23 protein-coding genes are annotated in these 17,938 nt (G+C 35.4%); 22 read left to right on the top strand and 1 reads right to left on the bottom strand.

The annotated features are described in order from the left end of the window. The first annotated feature begins 36 nt into the window (after positions 1–36). From JNUCC21_RS11070 to JNUCC21_RS11025, 10 genes are read left to right on the top strand one after another with little or no spacing between them, the layout of a single operon-like run. Positions 37–507, top strand: coding sequence for a hypothetical protein (locus tag JNUCC21_RS11070; protein WP_369878123.1), 471 nt, complete (start codon positions 37–39; stop codon positions 505–507). A 14-nt stretch (positions 508–521) separates the two neighbouring features. Beyond that, on the top strand, positions 522–2,039 hold the full coding sequence (locus JNUCC21_RS11065) for a replicative DNA helicase (protein WP_285703418.1): 1,518 nt from the start codon (positions 522–524) through the stop codon (positions 2,037–2,039). Between the two features lie 15 nt (positions 2,040–2,054). Further along, positions 2,055–3,191, top strand: coding sequence for a hypothetical protein (locus tag JNUCC21_RS11060; RefSeq protein ID WP_369878122.1), 1,137 nt, complete (start codon positions 2,055–2,057; stop codon positions 3,189–3,191). Further along, the gene (recJ, locus tag JNUCC21_RS11055) at positions 3,191–4,921 is read left to right on the top strand and encodes a single-stranded-DNA-specific exonuclease RecJ (protein ID WP_317461282.1); all 1,731 of its coding nucleotides are present in this window, start codon (positions 3,191–3,193) and stop codon (positions 4,919–4,921) included. Before JNUCC21_RS11060 ends, recJ begins: the two co-directional genes overlap by 1 nt. 12 nt (positions 4,922–4,933) lie before the next feature. Beyond that, a complete protein-coding gene (locus tag JNUCC21_RS11050; protein WP_369878121.1) occupies positions 4,934–8,863 on the top strand; it encodes a PHP domain-containing protein in 3,930 nt (1,309 codons plus the stop codon). 26 nt (positions 8,864–8,889) lie between these two features. Beyond that, positions 8,890–9,597: a 3D domain-containing protein gene (locus tag JNUCC21_RS11045; protein ID WP_369878120.1), complete on the top strand. Its 708-nt coding sequence runs from the start codon at positions 8,890–8,892 to the stop codon at positions 9,595–9,597. 11 nt (positions 9,598–9,608) lie between these two features. Next, positions 9,609–9,812: a YorP family protein gene (locus JNUCC21_RS11040; RefSeq protein WP_014417936.1), complete on the top strand. Its 204-nt coding sequence runs from the start codon at positions 9,609–9,611 to the stop codon at positions 9,810–9,812. 4 nt (positions 9,813–9,816) lie between these two features. Beyond that, a complete protein-coding gene (locus JNUCC21_RS11035) occupies positions 9,817–9,975 on the top strand; it encodes a hypothetical protein (protein ID WP_165882056.1) in 159 nt (52 codons plus the stop codon). Continuing rightward, positions 9,972–10,469: an AAA family ATPase gene (locus tag JNUCC21_RS11030; RefSeq protein ID WP_072589231.1), complete on the top strand. Its 498-nt coding sequence runs from the start codon at positions 9,972–9,974 to the stop codon at positions 10,467–10,469. The genes JNUCC21_RS11035 and JNUCC21_RS11030 overlap by 4 nt, the downstream gene beginning before the upstream one ends. An 8-nt stretch (positions 10,470–10,477) precedes the next feature. Then, the gene (locus tag JNUCC21_RS11025) at positions 10,478–10,996 is read left to right on the top strand and encodes a 5'-3'-deoxyribonucleotidase (protein WP_072589230.1); all 519 of its coding nucleotides are present in this window, start codon (positions 10,478–10,480) and stop codon (positions 10,994–10,996) included. 62 nt (positions 10,997–11,058) lie between these two features. On the opposite strand, the gene JNUCC21_RS11020 is transcribed toward JNUCC21_RS11025, so the two are convergent. After that, entirely contained in the window at positions 11,059–11,406 is a 348-nt protein-coding gene (locus JNUCC21_RS11020; protein ID WP_072589229.1) for a hypothetical protein, read from the bottom strand. Between the two features lie 140 nt (positions 11,407–11,546). Between JNUCC21_RS11020 and dcm the strand changes: the two genes are divergently transcribed. From dcm to JNUCC21_RS10960, 12 genes are all read left to right on the top strand, one after another. Next, positions 11,547–13,058, top strand: a complete 1,512-nt coding sequence (gene dcm / locus JNUCC21_RS11015) for a DNA (cytosine-5-)-methyltransferase (protein WP_258565239.1) — start codon at positions 11,547–11,549, stop codon at positions 13,056–13,058. Between the two features lie 49 nt (positions 13,059–13,107). After that, entirely contained in the window at positions 13,108–13,323 is a 216-nt protein-coding gene (locus JNUCC21_RS11010) for a hypothetical protein (protein ID WP_369878119.1), read from the top strand. A 279-nt stretch (positions 13,324–13,602) separates the two neighbouring features. Continuing rightward, positions 13,603–13,800 (top strand): hypothetical protein, encoded by a 198-nt coding sequence (locus tag JNUCC21_RS11005; protein ID WP_020954086.1) that lies wholly within the window; start codon positions 13,603–13,605, stop codon positions 13,798–13,800. 187 nt (positions 13,801–13,987) lie between these two features. Next, positions 13,988–14,746 (top strand): hypothetical protein, encoded by a 759-nt coding sequence (locus JNUCC21_RS11000; protein ID WP_163113694.1) that lies wholly within the window; start codon positions 13,988–13,990, stop codon positions 14,744–14,746. Between the two features lie 793 nt (positions 14,747–15,539). Further along, positions 15,540–15,767 carry a hypothetical protein gene (locus JNUCC21_RS10995; RefSeq protein ID WP_226565902.1) on the top strand — a complete coding sequence of 76 codons (228 nt, stop codon included), beginning with the start codon at positions 15,540–15,542 and terminating at the stop codon, positions 15,765–15,767. A gap of 26 nt (positions 15,768–15,793) precedes the next feature. Beyond that, positions 15,794–15,970 (top strand): hypothetical protein, encoded by a 177-nt coding sequence (locus JNUCC21_RS10990; protein WP_160228885.1) that lies wholly within the window; start codon positions 15,794–15,796, stop codon positions 15,968–15,970. Between the two features lie 32 nt (positions 15,971–16,002). Beyond that, positions 16,003–16,473, top strand: a complete 471-nt coding sequence (locus JNUCC21_RS10985) for a hypothetical protein (protein ID WP_369878118.1) — start codon at positions 16,003–16,005, stop codon at positions 16,471–16,473. A 29-nt stretch (positions 16,474–16,502) separates the two neighbouring features. After that, a complete protein-coding gene (locus JNUCC21_RS10980) occupies positions 16,503–16,682 on the top strand; it encodes a hypothetical protein (RefSeq protein ID WP_038458576.1) in 180 nt (59 codons plus the stop codon). Between the two features lie 16 nt (positions 16,683–16,698). Further along, on the top strand, positions 16,699–16,824 hold the full coding sequence (locus JNUCC21_RS10975) for a hypothetical protein (RefSeq protein WP_265971791.1): 126 nt from the start codon (positions 16,699–16,701) through the stop codon (positions 16,822–16,824). Further along, positions 16,821–17,141 carry a hypothetical protein gene (locus JNUCC21_RS10970; RefSeq protein WP_369878117.1) on the top strand — a complete coding sequence of 107 codons (321 nt, stop codon included), beginning with the start codon at positions 16,821–16,823 and terminating at the stop codon, positions 17,139–17,141. The genes JNUCC21_RS10975 and JNUCC21_RS10970 overlap by 4 nt, the downstream gene beginning before the upstream one ends. Positions 17,142–17,213: 72 nt before the next feature. Further along, positions 17,214–17,561: a hypothetical protein gene (locus JNUCC21_RS10965; protein WP_369878823.1), complete on the top strand. Its 348-nt coding sequence runs from the start codon at positions 17,214–17,216 to the stop codon at positions 17,559–17,561. 14 nt (positions 17,562–17,575) lie between these two features. Further along, positions 17,576–17,923: a hypothetical protein gene (locus JNUCC21_RS10960; RefSeq protein WP_369878116.1), complete on the top strand. Its 348-nt coding sequence runs from the start codon at positions 17,576–17,578 to the stop codon at positions 17,921–17,923. Positions 17,924–17,938: the final 15 nt, after the last annotated feature.

Below are 17,938 nucleotides of genomic sequence, written 5' to 3'. Positions count from 1 at the left end.
GGGGACTATTCCCTCCTTCTTAATAGGGGTGATTATTTGGGAAGACAAGTTAAATGCCAATACTGTGATATACGCTTTGATAAAGACATTGGTGTTAAACACGGGAAAGGATACTATCATGAGGGCTGCTACAAAGAATGGAGATCAAAAGTGAATCCAAGAAAGGAGCTTATTAGTTATCTGTGCAGACTTTATGGAATCAAAGCTCCAACAGGAAAAATGCTAAAACAAATCAAACAGTATGAAAAAGAATACAATTTAAAAGTCGAAGGAATGCGCTTGTCTTTAGAATACTTTCATGAAACGTTAGGGCATCCTGTGAGGCAAGATGGAGACTTAGATATAGTACCTTATATTTATGAGGAAGCTAAACGGCACTATATTGCTAGACAAAAAGCAAAAAAAATAGCTGAGGATACACTTCTCCATCAGAGACCTGTTAGAGAAGTAACAATAAAAATGAATAGAATACCTGATAAAAAAACATTTGATATTAGCAGCTTATAGAGAGGAGATTGTCCTTGCTACAAGATAAAAAAGCAATTATACAAGTGTTGGGGAGCATATTAAAGGAACCCTCGCTCTTATCTGAAAGTAACGGATACAACCTATCAAAGGCCGACTTTCCCGAAAGATTTCATTCAATTCTCTTTGCTGCAATGTATAACTTATTTAATCAAGGCACAGAAGTTATAAATGAAGTAGAGATTGATGGATATCTAAAAAACTATGGAATCCAGTATAAGGTTTTCAATGACAATGACGGTATAAATTATATTCATACAATACAGAATTTGGCGGAAGTCGAAAACTTTGATTTTTATTATAACCGTTTAAAAAAGTTTAGTTTAATCAGGGAAATGCATGGACTAGGGTTTGACGTTAGAGAGATATACGATCATACAATAATTGATCCTAGAGAGCAAGAGGCTATGCAGGAACGCTTTGATAAGAAGTCAATAGAAGAAATCCTTTCACATTATGAAATGAAGATTATTGAAGTGAAAGACAAATTCAAAACAAACAGTCAAAGCAAGGGTATTCAAGCTGGAGAGGGTGTCCATCAGTTTTTAGATAGGTTAAAGCTCTCACCAGATATTGGAGTACCTTTGAACAGTGAAATTCAAACTTCAATTTTTAGGGGATCTCGAAGGAAAAAGTTCTATTTGAGATCGGGTACCACTGGAGGAGGTAAGACAAGAAACATGGTTGCAGATGCCTGCTTCTTAGGTGCAACCCAAATTTACAATATCAAAGAAAAGCAATGGGAAGATAATCTTTTTAGAGAGAACGCATCTGTAATTTCAACGGAAATGGTACCTGAGGAACTGCAAAGTATAGCAATAGCGTATATCTCAGGTGTACCAGAAGAGAAAATACTTCAAAATTCCGCTACAAAGTCTGAAGAAGAAAGAATTAGAAAGGCAGCAGATATATTAGAGGAATCACCTATTTGGTTTGAACATTTGCCGGATTTCAATATCAAAGAAATAGAAGAGACTATCGAGAAAAACGTTAGAAAATACAATGTCGGGTATATTTATTTTGATTATATCCATTCCTCTGTAACCATTTTTTCAGAAATGAGTAGAAACAGTGGAATAAGCTTAAGAGAAGACCAAATTTTATTGCTCATGGCTGATAAGTTAAAAGCCCTATGTAATAAATATGATGTTTTTATGATGAGTGCAACGCAGCTGAACGGTGATTGGAAGGACGCTTGGCTAAAAGGTCTACAAATTGATGCTAATTATTTAAGAGGAAGTAAGGCGATTGCAGATAAAACTGACGTAGCGATGATTATTCTTCCATTAAGCAAAAAAGAGAAGGAAGCTGCTGCAGACATAATGAAGAATGGCTTTGGATACAAGATGCCTAACTTTGTTGTCCATGTATTTAAGAATCGTGGGAATAAGCATGATAAGCTGAAGATTTTCACATACATAAACATGGATATCATGAGAACGGAAGATTGTTTCACAACAAATCTCGATAATGAATTAATTACAGTTGAAAAATTGAATATTAAAGCAGGATAAGGGGTGTAGCACCCTTTGAAATATGATAAGGACAGAATAAAAGAAAGTCTTACGCTTGAGGATATACATAAAATATTAAAAGAATTGGGTAGCGAAAATAATCAATGGGATCAACAAGGAAACCCAATATACAGAACCGTTTGCCATAATGCTTCTGGTGGAAGCTACAAGCTGTATTATTACCACGAAGCAAAGCAATTTCATTGCTATACAGAATGTGGAGACACATTCGATGTCTTTGAGCTTGTAATACGAGCAAAAAGACAAAAAGGGATCAATATACCTTTCAATCAAGCTATTGAGTATGTTGCAAGGCTAGCTGGGAGAACATTTGGTTTCGGTAATAGAGAGACATTCACGAACAATAATTTAATTGATGACTGGGAATGGATGGGGAAGTTCAATAAGAAGAAAAAGATAGACATTGAACTTCCCAGCTTCAATGAAACTGTTTTAGATGTGTTTTTGCCTTATCCTCATCAAATGTGGCTGGACGAAGGAATCAGCATGCAAACATTAAATGACTTTGAAATTGGTTACTATTTTAGAACCAACACAGAAGGGATATCTATTCCACATCGGGACTTAAATAATAGATTGATTGGCATACGTAGACGATCTCTTATTAAAGAGGAAGTTGATGCCGGCTATAAATATATGCCTTTAAAAGTTGGGAACACCCTGTATAATCATCAGACCATGATGAATTTATATGGATTACATAAAACAAAAGATTCAATTGAAAGGTTTAAAAAAGCCTTAATTTTTGAATCAGAAAAGTCTGTTTTAAAATGCCAGGACTTTTATGGTGAAGCAAATTTCACATGTGCAGTCTGTTCAAACAACATTTCAAATTTTCACCGTGATATCTTACTTTCTCTTGGAGTGGAAGAAGTGTTTATTGCTTTAGATAAATATAGACCACCGAAAGAGCATGAGACAGAGGAGATGTATCAACGTAAACTGCTAGAGTATCAGAAAAAAATCTTGAAGCTTGCAGGAAAATTTACGCCGTATGTTCGTGTGTATGTTTTATGGGATTTTGAAAACATATTGGATTATAAAGACAGTCCAGCTGATAAGGGAAAAGACGTTTTAGAGGAGTTGATGAGAAGAAAAATTGAAATCAATACGAATGAAGGAGGGATTTAGTGGCTTATAAGCTCATTGGCAACAATGATTATAATTTCAATCCATTATCGACAATTTTAAAAAACAGAGGGATTGAAAATCCGAAGAGCTTTATTGATGTGAACCAGAGCTCAGTCATTCATTTTTCAAAACTCAACAACATTGATAAAGCAACTGATTGTTTAATAAAGCATTTAGAGAATAAAAATAAAATATTTGTTCAGGTGGATAGCGATGTAGATGGGTACACATCCAGTTCAATCATTATCAATTATATAAAGAAGATTTGTCCGAAAGCAAATATACATTACAGAATTCAAGATGGGAAGGAACATGGGATTTTTATTAATACAATTCCTGATGATGTTGACTTAGTCATAATCCCAGACGCAGGTTCAAGTCAATTTGAGGAACATGAGGCTCTTAATAAGAGAGGCACAGAAATAATTGTTATTGATCACCATGAATGTGAACGAGAGTCTGAGCATGCGATCGTAGTAAATAATCAACTTTCGCCTAATTATTCGAATAAAACTCTAACAGGCGCAGGAATGGCCTATAAATTTTGCCGGGCAATTGATGAAAAGCTAAATAAAAATGAAGCCGAACAATTCTTAGACCTTGTATCTATTGGTAACATTGCTGATTCGGCTGATTCAAGAAACCTTGAAACCAGGTATTTTATGAATGAAGGCTTGAAGAAAATTAATCATCCATTATTAAAGAAGCTGTTTAAGAAGCAAGATTTTTCAACCAAAGGTGACAAGAACATACAGAATACACAGTTCTTTATTAACCCTTTAATTAACGCTGCCATTAGGGTTGGAAGCAGTGAAGAAAAAGATCAAATGATGAGAGCATTCCTTCATTCTAAAGAAAAGGTTCCCTACAAAAAACGTGGGCAAAGTGAAACAGAGCTTGTGTCAATACATGATGACACAGTTAGAATTCTAGGAAATCTAAAAGCAAAGCAGAAACGGATTGCAGATGCAGCTGGAGCGGAAATTAAAAATAGAATAGAGGAGAAAAGTTTAACAGCGAATAAAGTACTCATTGTTTACATTGAAGGAATTCTAGATAAAAGTCTAACTGGACTGGTGGCCAATCAGCTTGCAGAAGAATATAAAAAGCCGGTCTTGTTAGCCAGAAACGATCCCGAAAAAGGTAAAGATATCTTGAGTGGCTCTATACGAGGGTATGACAAAGGGTTTATAAAGGATTTTAAGAAAGTGCTTATGGATACTGGATTGTTTGAGTTTGTTGAAGGTCACCCAAATGCAGCTGGTTTTGCAATTAAACGACAGAACCTAATTCTAGTGAACAAAGTACTGAATGAAAAATTTAAAGACATAGATATTGAAGAAGATATTCAGAATGTTGATTTTGAGATACCAGCAAAACAATTAAGAAAGGAATTTATCCTTCAGCTTGATGGCTACAAAGACTTTTGGGGCTACAAAGTCGAAGAACCATTAATAGCTATAACAGAACTTGAAATTGACATCGAACAAATTGAGCATTTAGGGAAAAAGAATAAGACAACGGTTAAATTTAAGTATGGAGATATTGAATACATACGCTTTAAAAGCGATACAGAATACTTTGAGAAACTTACTCAATCAAATGGAACTTTAATACTTAATGTTGTTGGTAAGGCAAGGGTAAATGAATATAAGGGCAGACAAACACCTCAAATTGAAATTTATGACTTGGAGGTGGTTCGCACAAAGAAAAAAGAGCTTGTGTTTTAAGGGGGATGAAAATTGATTGGATGCCACTGTCACACTGATAAAAGTAACATAAGGCTTCTCGATTCAACAAATTCAGTAGGAGAATTGCTTAAAACAGCGGTTCAGATGAATTATAAAGGATTAGCCATTACTGACCATGAGGTTCTTTCAGCACATTTGGAAGCGATTAAGACTGTCAGAGAAATGAAGAAGGAAGGGGATATGCCTGCAGATTTTAAACTCATACTTGGGAATGAAGCATATTTAGTCGATTCACTGGAAGAAGTTCGTGATAACTATAAGTCAGGACAGACAAAGTTTCCGCACTTTTTAATGTTAGCAATTGACCCCATAGGACATGAGCAGCTAAGAATACTGTCTTCACAAGCCTGGGAAAATTCATTTTACACAGGAACAATGGAAAGAGTGCCAACAGTTAAAAAGAATGTAGAAGGACTGCTTAGCAAAGATCCAGGTCATATTATCGCTACAACAGCTTGTCTTGGCTCTGAGGTGAATATCAATTTACTCAGAATCAAAGAATGCGAAGAAAGCGGAGACATTCAGTCAATCAAGCAGCACAAATTAAAAATTCATGAGTTTTTAACATGGTGTATTAAAGTCTTTGGGAAAGATAAGTTCTTTATTGAGCTTCAGCCAGCTTTAAGTGAAGAGCAAATTTATTGTAATAAGAAACTTGTTGATATAGCTAACGGCTATGGATTGAAAGTGATTGTCACAACCGATGCACACTTTCTTAGACCGGAAGACAGGGCAATTCATCAAGCCTTTTTAAACGCCAAGGATGGAGAGAGAGAAGTCGACTCTTTTTATGAAGCATGTTTTGTTCAGAATGTTGATGAAATTCATGAGAGAATGGACTACATGGACGAAGAGCTCATCAATGAGGCCATTGAAAACACATTGCTAATTGGAGAGATGATTGAAGACTATACTATTGAGCATGAACCAATTATTCCAAAAATGGCTTTGCCTGAGTTTGAATTATCCCATTTGTTCAAGCCGGCATATGAGAAATATAAATATATAAAATTAATGGCGGAATCTGATGAAGAACAGGACAGGTATTTGTTAAAGCTAATTGAAGATGGTTTTAAGGCAAAGCTAATGAAAAAGGATATGTCTAAAAAAGAATTGCACTCAATTTTAAAACGGATTGATCTAGAATTGGGTGAGCTTTGGGAAATTAGTGAGAAGCTAAAACAGGCCATGTCATCTTATTATGTTACTGTCCGGGAAATCATCAATACAATTTGGGATGATGAATGTGGAGGAGACAGCTTAGTTGGAGCAGCAAGGGGGAGCGCAGCAGGTTTCTTAGTAAATTACTTGTTAGATATTACGCAAATTAACCCAATGCAGTACAACCTTCCTCATTGGCGTCACATACATAAATCGAGACCAGATTTGCCGGATATCGATATTGATACTGAAGGATCTAAGCGTCCAAGAATCTTAAATGCATTAAGGAACAAGTTTGGAGAAAGAAGAGTACTGCAGATTTGCACTTTTGGAACTGAGAAATCTAAATCCGCACTTCAAACTGCTTGCAGAGGCTTAGGAATTGATAACGATATCTCTCAATATTTAAGTGGAATGATTCCATTTGAAAGGGGAGCAAACTGGTCTCTCTCCGATTGCTTCTTTGGCAATGAAGAATTAGGAAGAAAGCCTATTAAGGAATTTATTAGAGAGGTCGAGGGATATCCCAATCTGAAAGAAACCTGTCTGAAAATTGAAGGTTTAACTAACAAACGATCTTCTCATGCAGCCGGCGTCCTAATATTCAATGATGAATACACCAAATCAAACGCCATGATGAGGACACCAAAAGGAGCATATATCACACAGTTCAATATGGGCGACAGTGAAGCAATGGGTTCAGTTAAGTATGATCTATTGACTATTGAGGGATTAGATAAAATTCGAGTAGCTTTAGACCAGCTTATCGAAGACAATCAAATAGAGTCCCAAGGAACCCTAAAAGGAACTTATAATAAGTATTTGCATCCAGATACATTGGAGTATAACTCTAAAAGAATATGGGAAATGGCTGGCGAAGGAGAAATAATGGATTTGTTTCAGTTTGACACAGAAGTGGGCAACCAATCCGTTGTTAAAGTTAAGCCGAAAAACTTATTGGAAACAGCCGTAACAAATTCTTTAATGAGACTGATGTCAGAAGGGGAAGAACAGCCTGTAGATACATATGTAAGATTTAAAAAAGACATCGACCACTGGTATCAAGAAATGAGAAATCACAATTTAAGTTCAGAAGAAATGGATGTACTTAAAAAACATCTGTATAAACCTGAAGAAGGTCTATACGGGATCGCAGATACACAGGAATCAGTCATGATGCTATCCATGGACAATGAAATTGCTGGGTTTAGCATTGAAGAATCTAATAAGCTAAGAAAAGGGATAGCCAAAAAAATCAAAAAAATGATTGATGCAATAAAGACAATGTTTTTTGAGAAAGGGCGAAGCTTGGGAACATCTGAAAACCTTTTAAAATATGTCTGGGAAGTACAATTTAAAAGACAATTCGGATACTCGTTCAGCAGCCTGCATACTCTTGCATATTCTATTATTGCTCTTCAAGAATTGAACCTTAACTATAAGTACAACCCATTGTATTGGAGCACAGCTTGTTTAACGGTCAACAGTGGTGGAATTGAGAGCGAAGAAGATCAGGCCACCAAAAAATCAGCCGCCACAAACTATGGGAAAGTGGCTGCAGCTATAGGGAATATCAGAAAAAGAGGAATTAAAGTTGATTTACCTGATATCAATAGCGCAAATTTTGGTTTTAAAGCAGATACGGAAAGTAACTCTATTATATTTGGATTAAAAGGAATGAATGGAATTGGTGACGATGTTGTTCATCAAATAATTGTAAATAGGCCATACAGTGACTTTGACGACTTCATCGAAAGAATGTTCAAAAGTAGCATCCTTAAAAAAGGACAGATGATCCAACTAATAAAAGGTGGTTGTTTTGATTCTTTTGGTGATAGACAAAAAATAATGAAATCCTTTATTAGTTTGATATCTGAGCCTAAAACCAAACTGACTTTATCGAATTTAAAAATGCTAATCGAAAACAATATTGTTCCCCAGGAATATGCTTTAGAAATTAGATTCTTCCGTTTCAAAGAATACATCAGCAAAAAGGTTTACAAGACAATGAAATCTCCAAAAGACAGGCTTTTCTTATTAGATGATATGTCTTCCGACTTTTACAATCAACATTTCAGTGAAAGCGGAATCGTTGATATGATTAATGGTCAACTTGTTGTATCAGAAAGATTGTTTAAAAAAGAATATGAAAGTAAAATGTCCAAAATCAAAAACTGGATATCGACTGAAGAAGCCTTAAGTGGACTTAACAATTGCTTGCTTAAGAAAGAGTGGTCTAAGTATGCCGATGGATCTCTTGGTAAATGGGAGATGGATTCATTGAGTTATTATTATAACGATCATGAACTTGCTGGTGTTAACTTTGCTAAGTATGATATTGCTGATTTCTATGAGTTGCCAGAAGAGCCGATCAAAGGGAAACCATATCAATGGCGAGGAAAAACTCTGTATGAATATGAAACGACTCGAATTATAGGAACCGTATTAGACAGGGATAAAAACAAGCACACCATCACACTCCTTACACCTACAGGAGTGGTTACAGTTAAACAGTGGGCTGGCAGCTTTGGACATTATAATAAACAGATTTCTCGACCTGTTGCCGGCGGCAAGAAAGAGGTTGTTGAGAAGTCTTGGTATGCCAGAGGAACTTTGCTCATGTTCACTGGTTTCAGAAGAGGCAACAACTTTATTCCTAAAGTATATAAGAACAGCATCTATAGCCACACGGTCTGTAGAATTGATCATGTTGATAGGAAAGGGAATATCAGCCTAACAACCAAAAGAGCTGAGGCATAGGAGGCAGGATTATCAATAAAAATTTTATGAATAAAAATAAAACAAAAATGAACATTTTCAAGTCCGTTTATGGTATGATGATTTTAATTTCCTTAACCACTTTTTCTTACATAAGTTATGAACAGCATTTACATAAAACAGAGGGAAATGAAGACTTAATAAAAGAATCATTTTATAAGAAGCCTAGACAGATTAGGATACCATCAAGTGAGAATATTGTCTTGCGGTTATTTAAAAAAGCTCAAACGAACAAAGAACAACAATTAAAAAGGCATACAGAGAAGATTATCTCAGCAAAACTCATTAAACCTAAGCAAAGTAAGAAAAGGCACATGAGAGGAGGTGAAAAGGCAAAGCATAGAGTTTTTAAGAGTAAAAATAAAATTGAAATTAAAGAAAAAGAAAACAAGCCGCCGGCCGCAAAGAAAACCATCCAGGTTAAGCTGAGTGCTTATATTGCCCACTGCCAAGAAGGATGCACAGGAACAACTAGAACAGGTGTTGATGTTACTCAATCAATCTATTACAAAGGGTATCGTGTTATTGCAACCGATCCAAGTGTCATTCCCTTGAATTCAATTGTTGAAATAAGCATTGGTGGGGAAACGTTCAAAGCAATTGCAATTGATACTGGAGGCGCAATCGTTGGAAATAAAGTGGACTTGCTTGTAGCAACCGAGCGTGACGCAATTAATTTTGGCAAGCAAAATGGGACAATCTCGATTATTAGTTAGGAGGCGGTTAATTGCCGAAGTTTTGGTCTTATCCAGAAGGGTTAAAAGTCATCATAAATGAGAATGCAAAGAACGCTTGTCCTCATCATGTTGGACGGGAGGGGAAAATTATTGAGTTGCTTCACTCTGCGACATATGATTACGCGGTCAGTGATGAAACAGGTGATATTACATTCTTCAAGGAGCATGAATTAAATCCAGCTAAAGGAGGTTAATTGTATGTTCAAAAAGGGAGAGAAGGTGATTGCTGGTTTCACAGGAGAGATTGGTGTTGTTGCACAAGTTGATAAAGGACATGAGCAATTAGAAGTTGAGTATCCAGACGGCTCATATAGAGTGCTTGGCTTCAGCAATGTAAGAAGGGTGGAAGATAAATGACGATGATAATTTTAGAAGGCACTGACTGCTGCTATAAATCAACAGTAGCAGATAAGCTAAGCAAAGAACTCGGATATCCGGTAATAAAGGGATCCAGCTTTGAATTGGCCAAGAGCGGTAATGAGAAGCTGTTTGAACACTTTAATAAGCTAGCCGATGAGGACAATGTAATTATTGACCGATACATATATTCAAATTTGGTTTATGCGAGGAAGTTCAAGGATTACTCAATCTTAACGGAAGAACAGCAAAGGCTGATTGAGGAGAAGATTAGAGACAAAGCCAAGGTGATCTACTTACATGCTGATCCGAAAGTTATTAAGCAGCGTTTAAGTGAACGTGGTGATGAATACATAAATGATCGAGATATTGAACCGGTCTTAGAGTTATACAGAGAAGTAATGAGCGATACAGGATTACATACATATTCATGGGATACAGAGCAGTGGCCTAGCAAAGAAATTGCTGAAGACATAATCTTTTTAATGGGATAGGGGGATTTATGAAGAAAGTAATTGCAATTGATATGGATCAAGTTTTAGCTGATTTACTAAGTGATTGGGTAGCCTACATTAACGCCTATGACGATCCTTTTCTAAAAGAGGAAGATATACTGTGCTGGAATATTAGCAAATATACAAATACCCAAAACAATGTTTATAGACATTTGGATTACGAATTGTTCAGAAATCTGGATGTTATAGAAGGAAGTCAGAGGATAGTTGAGGAGCTGACGAAGAAATATGAAGTATATGTTGTTACTACAGCAACAAACCATCCGGAATCCCTTAAAGCAAAGTTAGAATGGCTTACAGAGCATTTTCCATTTATTCCACATAGCAATGTGGTGCTTTGTGGCAATAAAAACATAATTAAAGCAGATATCATGGTTGATGACGGAGTACATAACTTAGAAACATTTGATGGAATGAAGATACTATTTGATGCACCGCATAACAGGAATGACAATAGATTTATTCGTGTTATGAATTGGGAAGAGATTGAACGGAAATTACTTTAAAATATCATTATATTTAGAGTGAAAATAAAGTTAAAAGGAGTGAATTAACACTCCTTAGTAAACTAACGTGCTTCTACTGTAATTTTATAAATCACATAATTGTCGTTAATGTCATACGCGTAAACCAATGCTGTGCCTAAAGTTGAATGAGAGGATACGACACCACTGGAACTAATGCTTATAAGGTTGCTTCCAGATACAATTTCCCACCGGGTGTAACCTTTTAATAGAGATACGTTAGAATTCCTAAGCATGTGGTAATCAACTGTACCGAGCGGATCGCCTAGCTGCTTAACTTGGTCAACTGATTTGACAGGTGTTAGGGCTGAAGCTTGTGATGTGAATGCAGGGAGAGCTAGTGTTGTAAGCGATAGAGCAGAAACAATCAATCCTTTGTAAAACTTTTTCATAAGGATTACCTCCTAGGTTTTGATTGTAAGTACAACCCTAGTCTAACATGTAAAATATTTGAAATGTGTGAAGTGTTTGTGAAACCGATTAAAAGATCAATTTTATTTAGAGTAAAAATAAAATATATGGAGGTTGTTTATTGAATAAACTACGAGTAATGAGTCTTTTTAGTGGAATCGGTGCGTTTGAAGCTGCACTAAGAAACATTGGGGTTGAATATGAACTGGTTGGCTTTAGTGAAATTGATAAATATGCTATTAAGTCATATTGTGCGATTCACAACGTTGATGAGCAATCAAATTTTGGTGATGTAAGCAAGATTGATAAGAAAAAACTGCCTGAATTTGATCTTTTAGTTGGAGGATCTCCTTGTCAAAGCTTTAGCGTAGCCGGTTATCGGAAAGGGTTCGAAGATACTAGAGGGACATTGTTTTTTCAATATATAGATACCTTAAAAGAGAAGAAGCCGCGGTATTTTGTTTTTGAAAATGTTAAAGGGTTGATCAATCATGATAAAGGAAATACATTAAATATTATGGCTGAATCTTTTAGTGAAGTTGGGTACAGAATTGACTTAGAGCTACTTAATTCAAAATTTTTCAATGTTCCTCAGAATCGTGAGCGTATATACATAATTGGAGTTCGTGAGGATTTAATTGAAAATGACGAATGGATTGTCGAAAAGGGAAGGAACGATGTTTTAAGTAAGGGAAAAAAGAGATTAAAAGAATTAAATATAAAAAGTTTCAATTTTAAATGGTCTGCACAAGATATTGTTGGAAAGAGATTGCGAGAAATTCTTGAGGAATATGTAGATGAGAAGTATTACTTAAGCGAAGAAAAAACATCTAAACTGATTGAACAAATTGAAAAACCAAAAGAAAAAGATGTGGTGTTTGTTGGTGGCATTAACGTAGGAAAGAGGTGGCTGAATAACGGAAAAACATATTCCAGAAACTTTAAACAAGGCAATAGAGTCTATGATTCAAATGGCATTGCAACAACTTTGACATCCCAATCGGTAGGTGGTCTCGGAGGGCAGACTTCGCTATACAAAGTGGAAGACCCGATCATGATTGGTCACATTGATCTAAAAGGACATGATGCAATTAAAAGAGTGTACTCGCCTGATGGGGTGTCACCAACATTAACAACTATGGGAGGAGGTCATAGAGAACCTAAAATTGCTGTTGAGTATGTTGGTAATATTAATCCTTCAGGAGAAGGAATGAATGGTCAGGTTTACAATTCAAATGGGCTAAGTTCAACTTTAACAACAAATAAGGGTGAAGGGGTGAAAATTTCTGTGCCAAACCCTGAAATAAGACCCGTCTTAACTCCAGAAAGGGAAGAAAAAAGACAAAATGGCAGACGCTTTAAAGAAGACGATGAACCGGCCTTCACTGTTAATACAATTGATCGTCATGGTGTAGCAATTGGCGAATACCCAAAATACAGAATTAGAAAGCTCACTCCATTAGAATGTTGGAGACTGCAAGCATTTGATGAAGAAGATTTTGAGAAAGCCTTATCAGTGGGAATTAGTAATTCGCAGTTGTACAAGCAAGCCGGCAATTCAATTACTGTAACTGTACTTGAGTCAATATTCAAGGAATTAATACATACATACGTTAATAAAGAATCTGAATAAAATTTGTCTTTTAAAGAATAAAAATAAAATATAAGAGGTGAATGCTGTGGTGAACTATCCAGAAAGCTTAAAAGAGGAAGCCGAAAAAATTAAAGACGAAGTAAGAAGCGGCAAATTAGACGAGGGGGATATAAAAGCCATTGCTAATTCTGCAGTTGAACTTTTAAGATCCGAAGAGAAGAGCCATACACATTATGCAGAAGTTGTCGGTGCAATTGCTGCAAACCTAGAAGAGTTTTTTAAGACTTACCTAAAAGAGGATTAATACAACAGGATAAAAAGAAAGGATAAAGGGATGTTTATTGAAAAGGTACTATGTTAGATGTAAAGATCACAAGGACGAAAATACGTCTTTGATAATTGAGGCACTATCACCTGAACAGGCAAAACGAAAGGCATTAGACATACATAAAGTAAAGATCGTTTATAACGTGAGCATTGGTGAAGGAACGTCAAGGAATTATCTTGAACGAAAATATTCTCCATACATAAAAAATAACAACAGCAAGGCAGTAATTATCTTTTCATAAGGGAGGACGGATCCGTGTACATATCTGATCCAATAAAAGAAACGCTTGTGCAAAATATGGATCAACTTAGCAGCAGAGTTGATGAGTTGTTCATTTACCTTGAAAATGAGTTGCCTTCAACATCTGAAAGACAATGGAAAACTATAGACAAAAAATTCGGTGAGATTTTTACTAAATCTAAGGAATTACAAAATTACATAAGTTGTTTATAAAGGTGAGTAATATCCCCTTGATATAAGGACATCTGTGTTACTTAATATTCAAAATCATCAGTATTTCTTAACAATTATTTATATGATTGGTAGCATTTATTAAAGAAAGAAGGTGATTTATGAGATTGTTTGTTTGATAAGTATTGGTGCCAGATGAGGATTATATTTTTACAAAGGGGATATTTTAATGAACAATTTTTATCGAACGATCTTAGCACTAGTTGCCGTATTTGTCCTGGCCTTTTCAACATTTCCTCCGAACAGTGATGCAAAGAGCACAATCTCAACAGATAATGTCGACAAGGATAAAGTAAAATCAGAGGCAGAATTTATTGCAGATCACACTATTGATGTGAGTAAAAAGACTAAGGAAAAACTTCTATCTAAGGCAGAAAAAGCAATTGAAAATGGAGACATTAAGTATCATAAATCCAACGAAAAGGTATTTGATAATGCATCAGTTAGAGCTATTAAGTATGATGATGGCACAGTAACTTATTCGGTTTCTTATTTATACGTGGACACTGAAAAAGTAGACAGAGTTAGCTCATTTAATGTTTCGTTTGATAGCGATATGAATATTGAAGAATACTATGAAGTTGACATGAAGAAAATCAGCAGTACTCAAAATGAAATGAATTATTGGGTTAATGGTGTTAAGGATGAGGACAAGTCTGGGGTCTTTGAAACAAAACAAACTTCAGAGGACAAAGGAAGCTCATCTAACATGATGAGTGCTCAGAAGAGTTGGACTGGATGCGTATCAGATTGCTTAGGTGATAAAAATATTAGCCAATGGGCAATTACCGGTTTAGCTATTTTATGTGGAGTTTCATGCACAGCTGGTGTTCCAGCAACAGCAGGGACTGCTTGCTATGCTTGTGTAAATTCTGCTGGTATTATTGGTGTAAATGCATTCTTTGATTGTATGGAGAAGTGTAAATGATCAATATCTTAAGTAAAATACTATTTATTTTGTCTGGTTGCGCTTTGTTGATCTTTGGGATAATTTTAAAGAATGGATCAATGGCTTTTGGATTGTTTGCCTTATTCTTCATAGCGGCAATAATTGTTCGTGTATTTCATAAACGAACTGAAGACCATTAGCGGCAGCCTTATTGTACTGTAGGGGAGGAAACTCTCCTACTTTTTAAAAAATATTAAGAATAAAAATAAAATAGTTGTTGATTAATTGATGAGATGCGAGTATATTAGAAATATAGGGAGCGAGGTGATGCATTGGAGTGTGTTAAATGCAAGGATCACATAGGCGAGATCGTTTATTACATAAGAATAACTGATAACAAAGAATACAGGGAATTCCCGGTACATAAAGAATGCGGAGAAGCAATCAAGAAAGAATGCATTGAGAGTTGTAAAGACATGAAATTAGAAAAGACGTTGGAATACTTGCAACTGCTTTAAGAGTAAAAATAAAATATTCCTTTTATCAAGAATCGAGGTGAATGAAATTTCATATTTGATACTGGGTCTAATCTTATTCGGCTCAATATTCTTAGGAAATGGATTGGCATGTTTGGTTGAGAATAAAAACTTTAAAGAAGGTAAGCCATTTTATATTACGGTTTTCTTAATAGGAGGATGTTCACTCATTCTTGGAGTTATTCTTACAGTGATATGAACAATGTGAAGGGAAATAGCCAGAATGAAATATTCATAATTTCCCGGGCAAGCGCAGTATACGACAAATCAAAACAAATAATGAGGAGAGATAGAAGATGTCAAAAGTTAAATTTACAGGCAAGGTTGGAGCAAAACGTATGAACTTTATGAAGGAAGGTACAAAGGAGCTTCATTCAGCCTACTATGCAACTGTTGAAAGTACTGATGGACAAATGTTTACAATCAAAGACCCATCAGCACCATTTAAATTAGCTGAAGCGGCTACTGAAAAAGAAGCGATGGAAAAAGCTGAACAGTACCTAAATAGAGTTGGACTAGGCTGAAAAATTGAAAAACATGGAGGAACATAATGCAACTAGCCATTAATATTCTTGAACTTGTTGGTCTTTTGTTGATTGGTTTTGTATCAATAGATACATATGGAATGAAAAGGAGAATAAAACCTCTAATTGCTACATGGATATTAGCGATTTCTGGTTCAGCGTTCATGAGTGCGGCTATCTTATTGATCCTCAGCAATATCTAAATAAATTATTAAATTAAAGGGAGAATGAGAATATGCAAACCTTAAATGCACCGATTTACGAAGTAAAACAGGATAGTGATTGGTATAAGTCTGAGATGAAACGAAAAAACGGCATTAACGCCTTCTTCGATAAATTCGAAGAAAAGTATGGAATCAAGGGAGGCTTCTCGTTTTACCACTCTGAATATTTCGGAGTCTATGAAGGAACCGAAGCGTATGAAGTATTTAAAAATGACATTGTTAAAAATCCAAAAGACGGATTTTACGCTATCAAAAAACGATCTAAGCATTTTAAAAAAATTAAAGCTATGATTGAGAAAATTGAAGAGGTGAGTCCTTTTAGGTCTCATGATGAACTTGGTTTAAATAACATGACTGGTCGTCAGTGGATAGATGACAGATGGTTCTTTGGAGTTAAAAGTGAACAACTTGTTAAAGGAGAAAGTGTGGTTGCTATTGACTATAAAGATTATCTAAAAATTGTAATGGAGCATTTAGATTAAAATTCAATTTATATAGAAAGGAGAAAAACATGAGAGACATTACATCCGAATTCACATTGAGAGGAGTAAACAGAAAAACTCTGAAACTCCTGGCAACTAAGAGTATTGATTATCCAGATACATGGGTAAAGGTTCAAATTGGAGATCAAATAGCAGAAGTTGAGGCAAAGCAACTGTTGGTGGCAATAACGGCATTTAATGAAATGTGAGAAGGGAGCAACTGAAATGCAGGATAAATTAACTTCAGCAGTTCACTTTATTGAGGTCAATCGGGATGAAATGGGTGACAAGAAATCACTAAACATGCTTTTAAAAGCCTTAAAGAAAATCATCAATGAGGGAGAAAAATGAGGTTTCACATACTTGAAGAGAAACAAATGAGGAGCATCGGTTTTACAGATCACGTGAAATCAAAGTGGTACTTCATAAAAACAATCCAGCCTAACATCACATTTAATTTAACAATACATAAAAAGAGTCTCAAGGGTGAAATTGACGTATTAGATGAAAGATACTTACAGCCATATGATTATCAATACTATATGAAAGCTTATACAAGAGAAAAGCTTGAATTTCCACATATCACGCATGATAAAGTCCAAGAAATTATGTCCGATTTAATTAAACAAGGAATTATCTCAGATTACACATTAGGCAGTTACATTTAAGGAGGTGAATAAGTGAGTAGACATAAGGCTAAGTTTGAAGGGAAGGTAATTAAAAAAAGTTGGACATTAGGCCTGTGTGATGCCCTTGTCCCAATTGAGAAGCAATGTGAATACCAGACATTTTTTGAAGGGATCATCGACTTAGATCCAATTGAAGTCGAAGGGAAAGTGTATATCCCAGGGTTTAACGAATACGTAGTCGTAACAGACAGGCAGCGCAATACAAAAAATGAATGGACATATCAGACTGACAAGGTAATTAAAACAATTGAAGATAAAGAGAGTCTTGAAAAAGCAATTCAAAAACAAGAAAAAATAAAGGAATTTAATCAGCAACTTAAACAAGAATATGAACGCTTTAAAGAGCAAGAAGAAAAACGTAAAGCTTCTTGGTGGAAGAGGTTAATTAAAAAAGGCTAAAGGAGAGATAGTTATTGAATAAGAATACAAAAGATATTTGGAACGGTTTCTTTATCGGATCAGGTTCTCTGATTGTAGTTGGGTTACTCATTTTTGTTGAAGCATTGACTATGTCACTAGTTGTCTATTATGGATTGAATCACGTGTTAAATCCTTTGCTAATTGATACATACAACATTCAAAATGTCCATGTCACTTTACCTCATGCATTTGTTATTGGTGTTTTACTCAACGTATTTGTCAAAGGTATAAAACGATCAGATCAGGAAAAAGATGAGAACATTTTCAAGAAAGCCGGTAAGTCTTTACTTCATTCAGCTTTTGCATTGATTGTTCTGTATGTCAGCACATTGTTTATTTAACGAGGAGAAACAAAT

Origin of the sequence: Bacillus sp. JNUCC-21 (assembly GCF_041222765.1) — a bacterium.
Classification (GTDB): domain Bacteria; phylum Bacillota; class Bacilli; order Bacillales; family Bacillaceae; genus Bacillus; species Bacillus velezensis.
This window is presented reverse-complemented; position numbering and strand designations above follow the sequence as displayed.

What these genes read in the sequence shown, in the direction of transcription:
- JNUCC21_RS11045 (WP_369878120.1), top strand. Translation starts at nt 8,890, where the DNA reads ATGAATAAAAATAAAACAAAAATGAACATTTTCAAGTCCGTTTATGGT.
- JNUCC21_RS11035 (WP_165882056.1), top strand. Translation starts at nt 9,817, where the DNA reads ATGTTCAAAAAGGGAGAGAAGGTGATTGCTGGTTTCACAGGAGAGATT.
- JNUCC21_RS11030 (WP_072589231.1), top strand. Translation starts at nt 9,972, where the DNA reads ATGACGATGATAATTTTAGAAGGCACTGACTGCTGCTATAAATCAACA.
- JNUCC21_RS11025 (WP_072589230.1), top strand. Translation starts at nt 10,478, where the DNA reads ATGAAGAAAGTAATTGCAATTGATATGGATCAAGTTTTAGCTGATTTA.
- JNUCC21_RS11020 (WP_072589229.1), bottom strand. Translation starts at nt 11,406, where the DNA reads ATGAAAAAGTTTTACAAAGGATTGATTGTTTCTGCTCTATCGCTTACA.
- JNUCC21_RS11000 (WP_163113694.1), top strand. Translation starts at nt 13,988, where the DNA reads ATGAACAATTTTTATCGAACGATCTTAGCACTAGTTGCCGTATTTGTC.
- JNUCC21_RS10995 (WP_226565902.1), top strand. Translation starts at nt 15,540, where the DNA reads ATGTCAAAAGTTAAATTTACAGGCAAGGTTGGAGCAAAACGTATGAAC.
- JNUCC21_RS10990 (WP_160228885.1), top strand. Translation starts at nt 15,794, where the DNA reads ATGCAACTAGCCATTAATATTCTTGAACTTGTTGGTCTTTTGTTGATT.
- JNUCC21_RS10985 (WP_369878118.1), top strand. Translation starts at nt 16,003, where the DNA reads ATGCAAACCTTAAATGCACCGATTTACGAAGTAAAACAGGATAGTGAT.
- JNUCC21_RS10980 (WP_038458576.1), top strand. Translation starts at nt 16,503, where the DNA reads ATGAGAGACATTACATCCGAATTCACATTGAGAGGAGTAAACAGAAAA.
- JNUCC21_RS10975 (WP_265971791.1), top strand. Translation starts at nt 16,699, where the DNA reads ATGCAGGATAAATTAACTTCAGCAGTTCACTTTATTGAGGTCAATCGG.
- JNUCC21_RS10970 (WP_369878117.1), top strand. Translation starts at nt 16,821, where the DNA reads ATGAGGTTTCACATACTTGAAGAGAAACAAATGAGGAGCATCGGTTTT.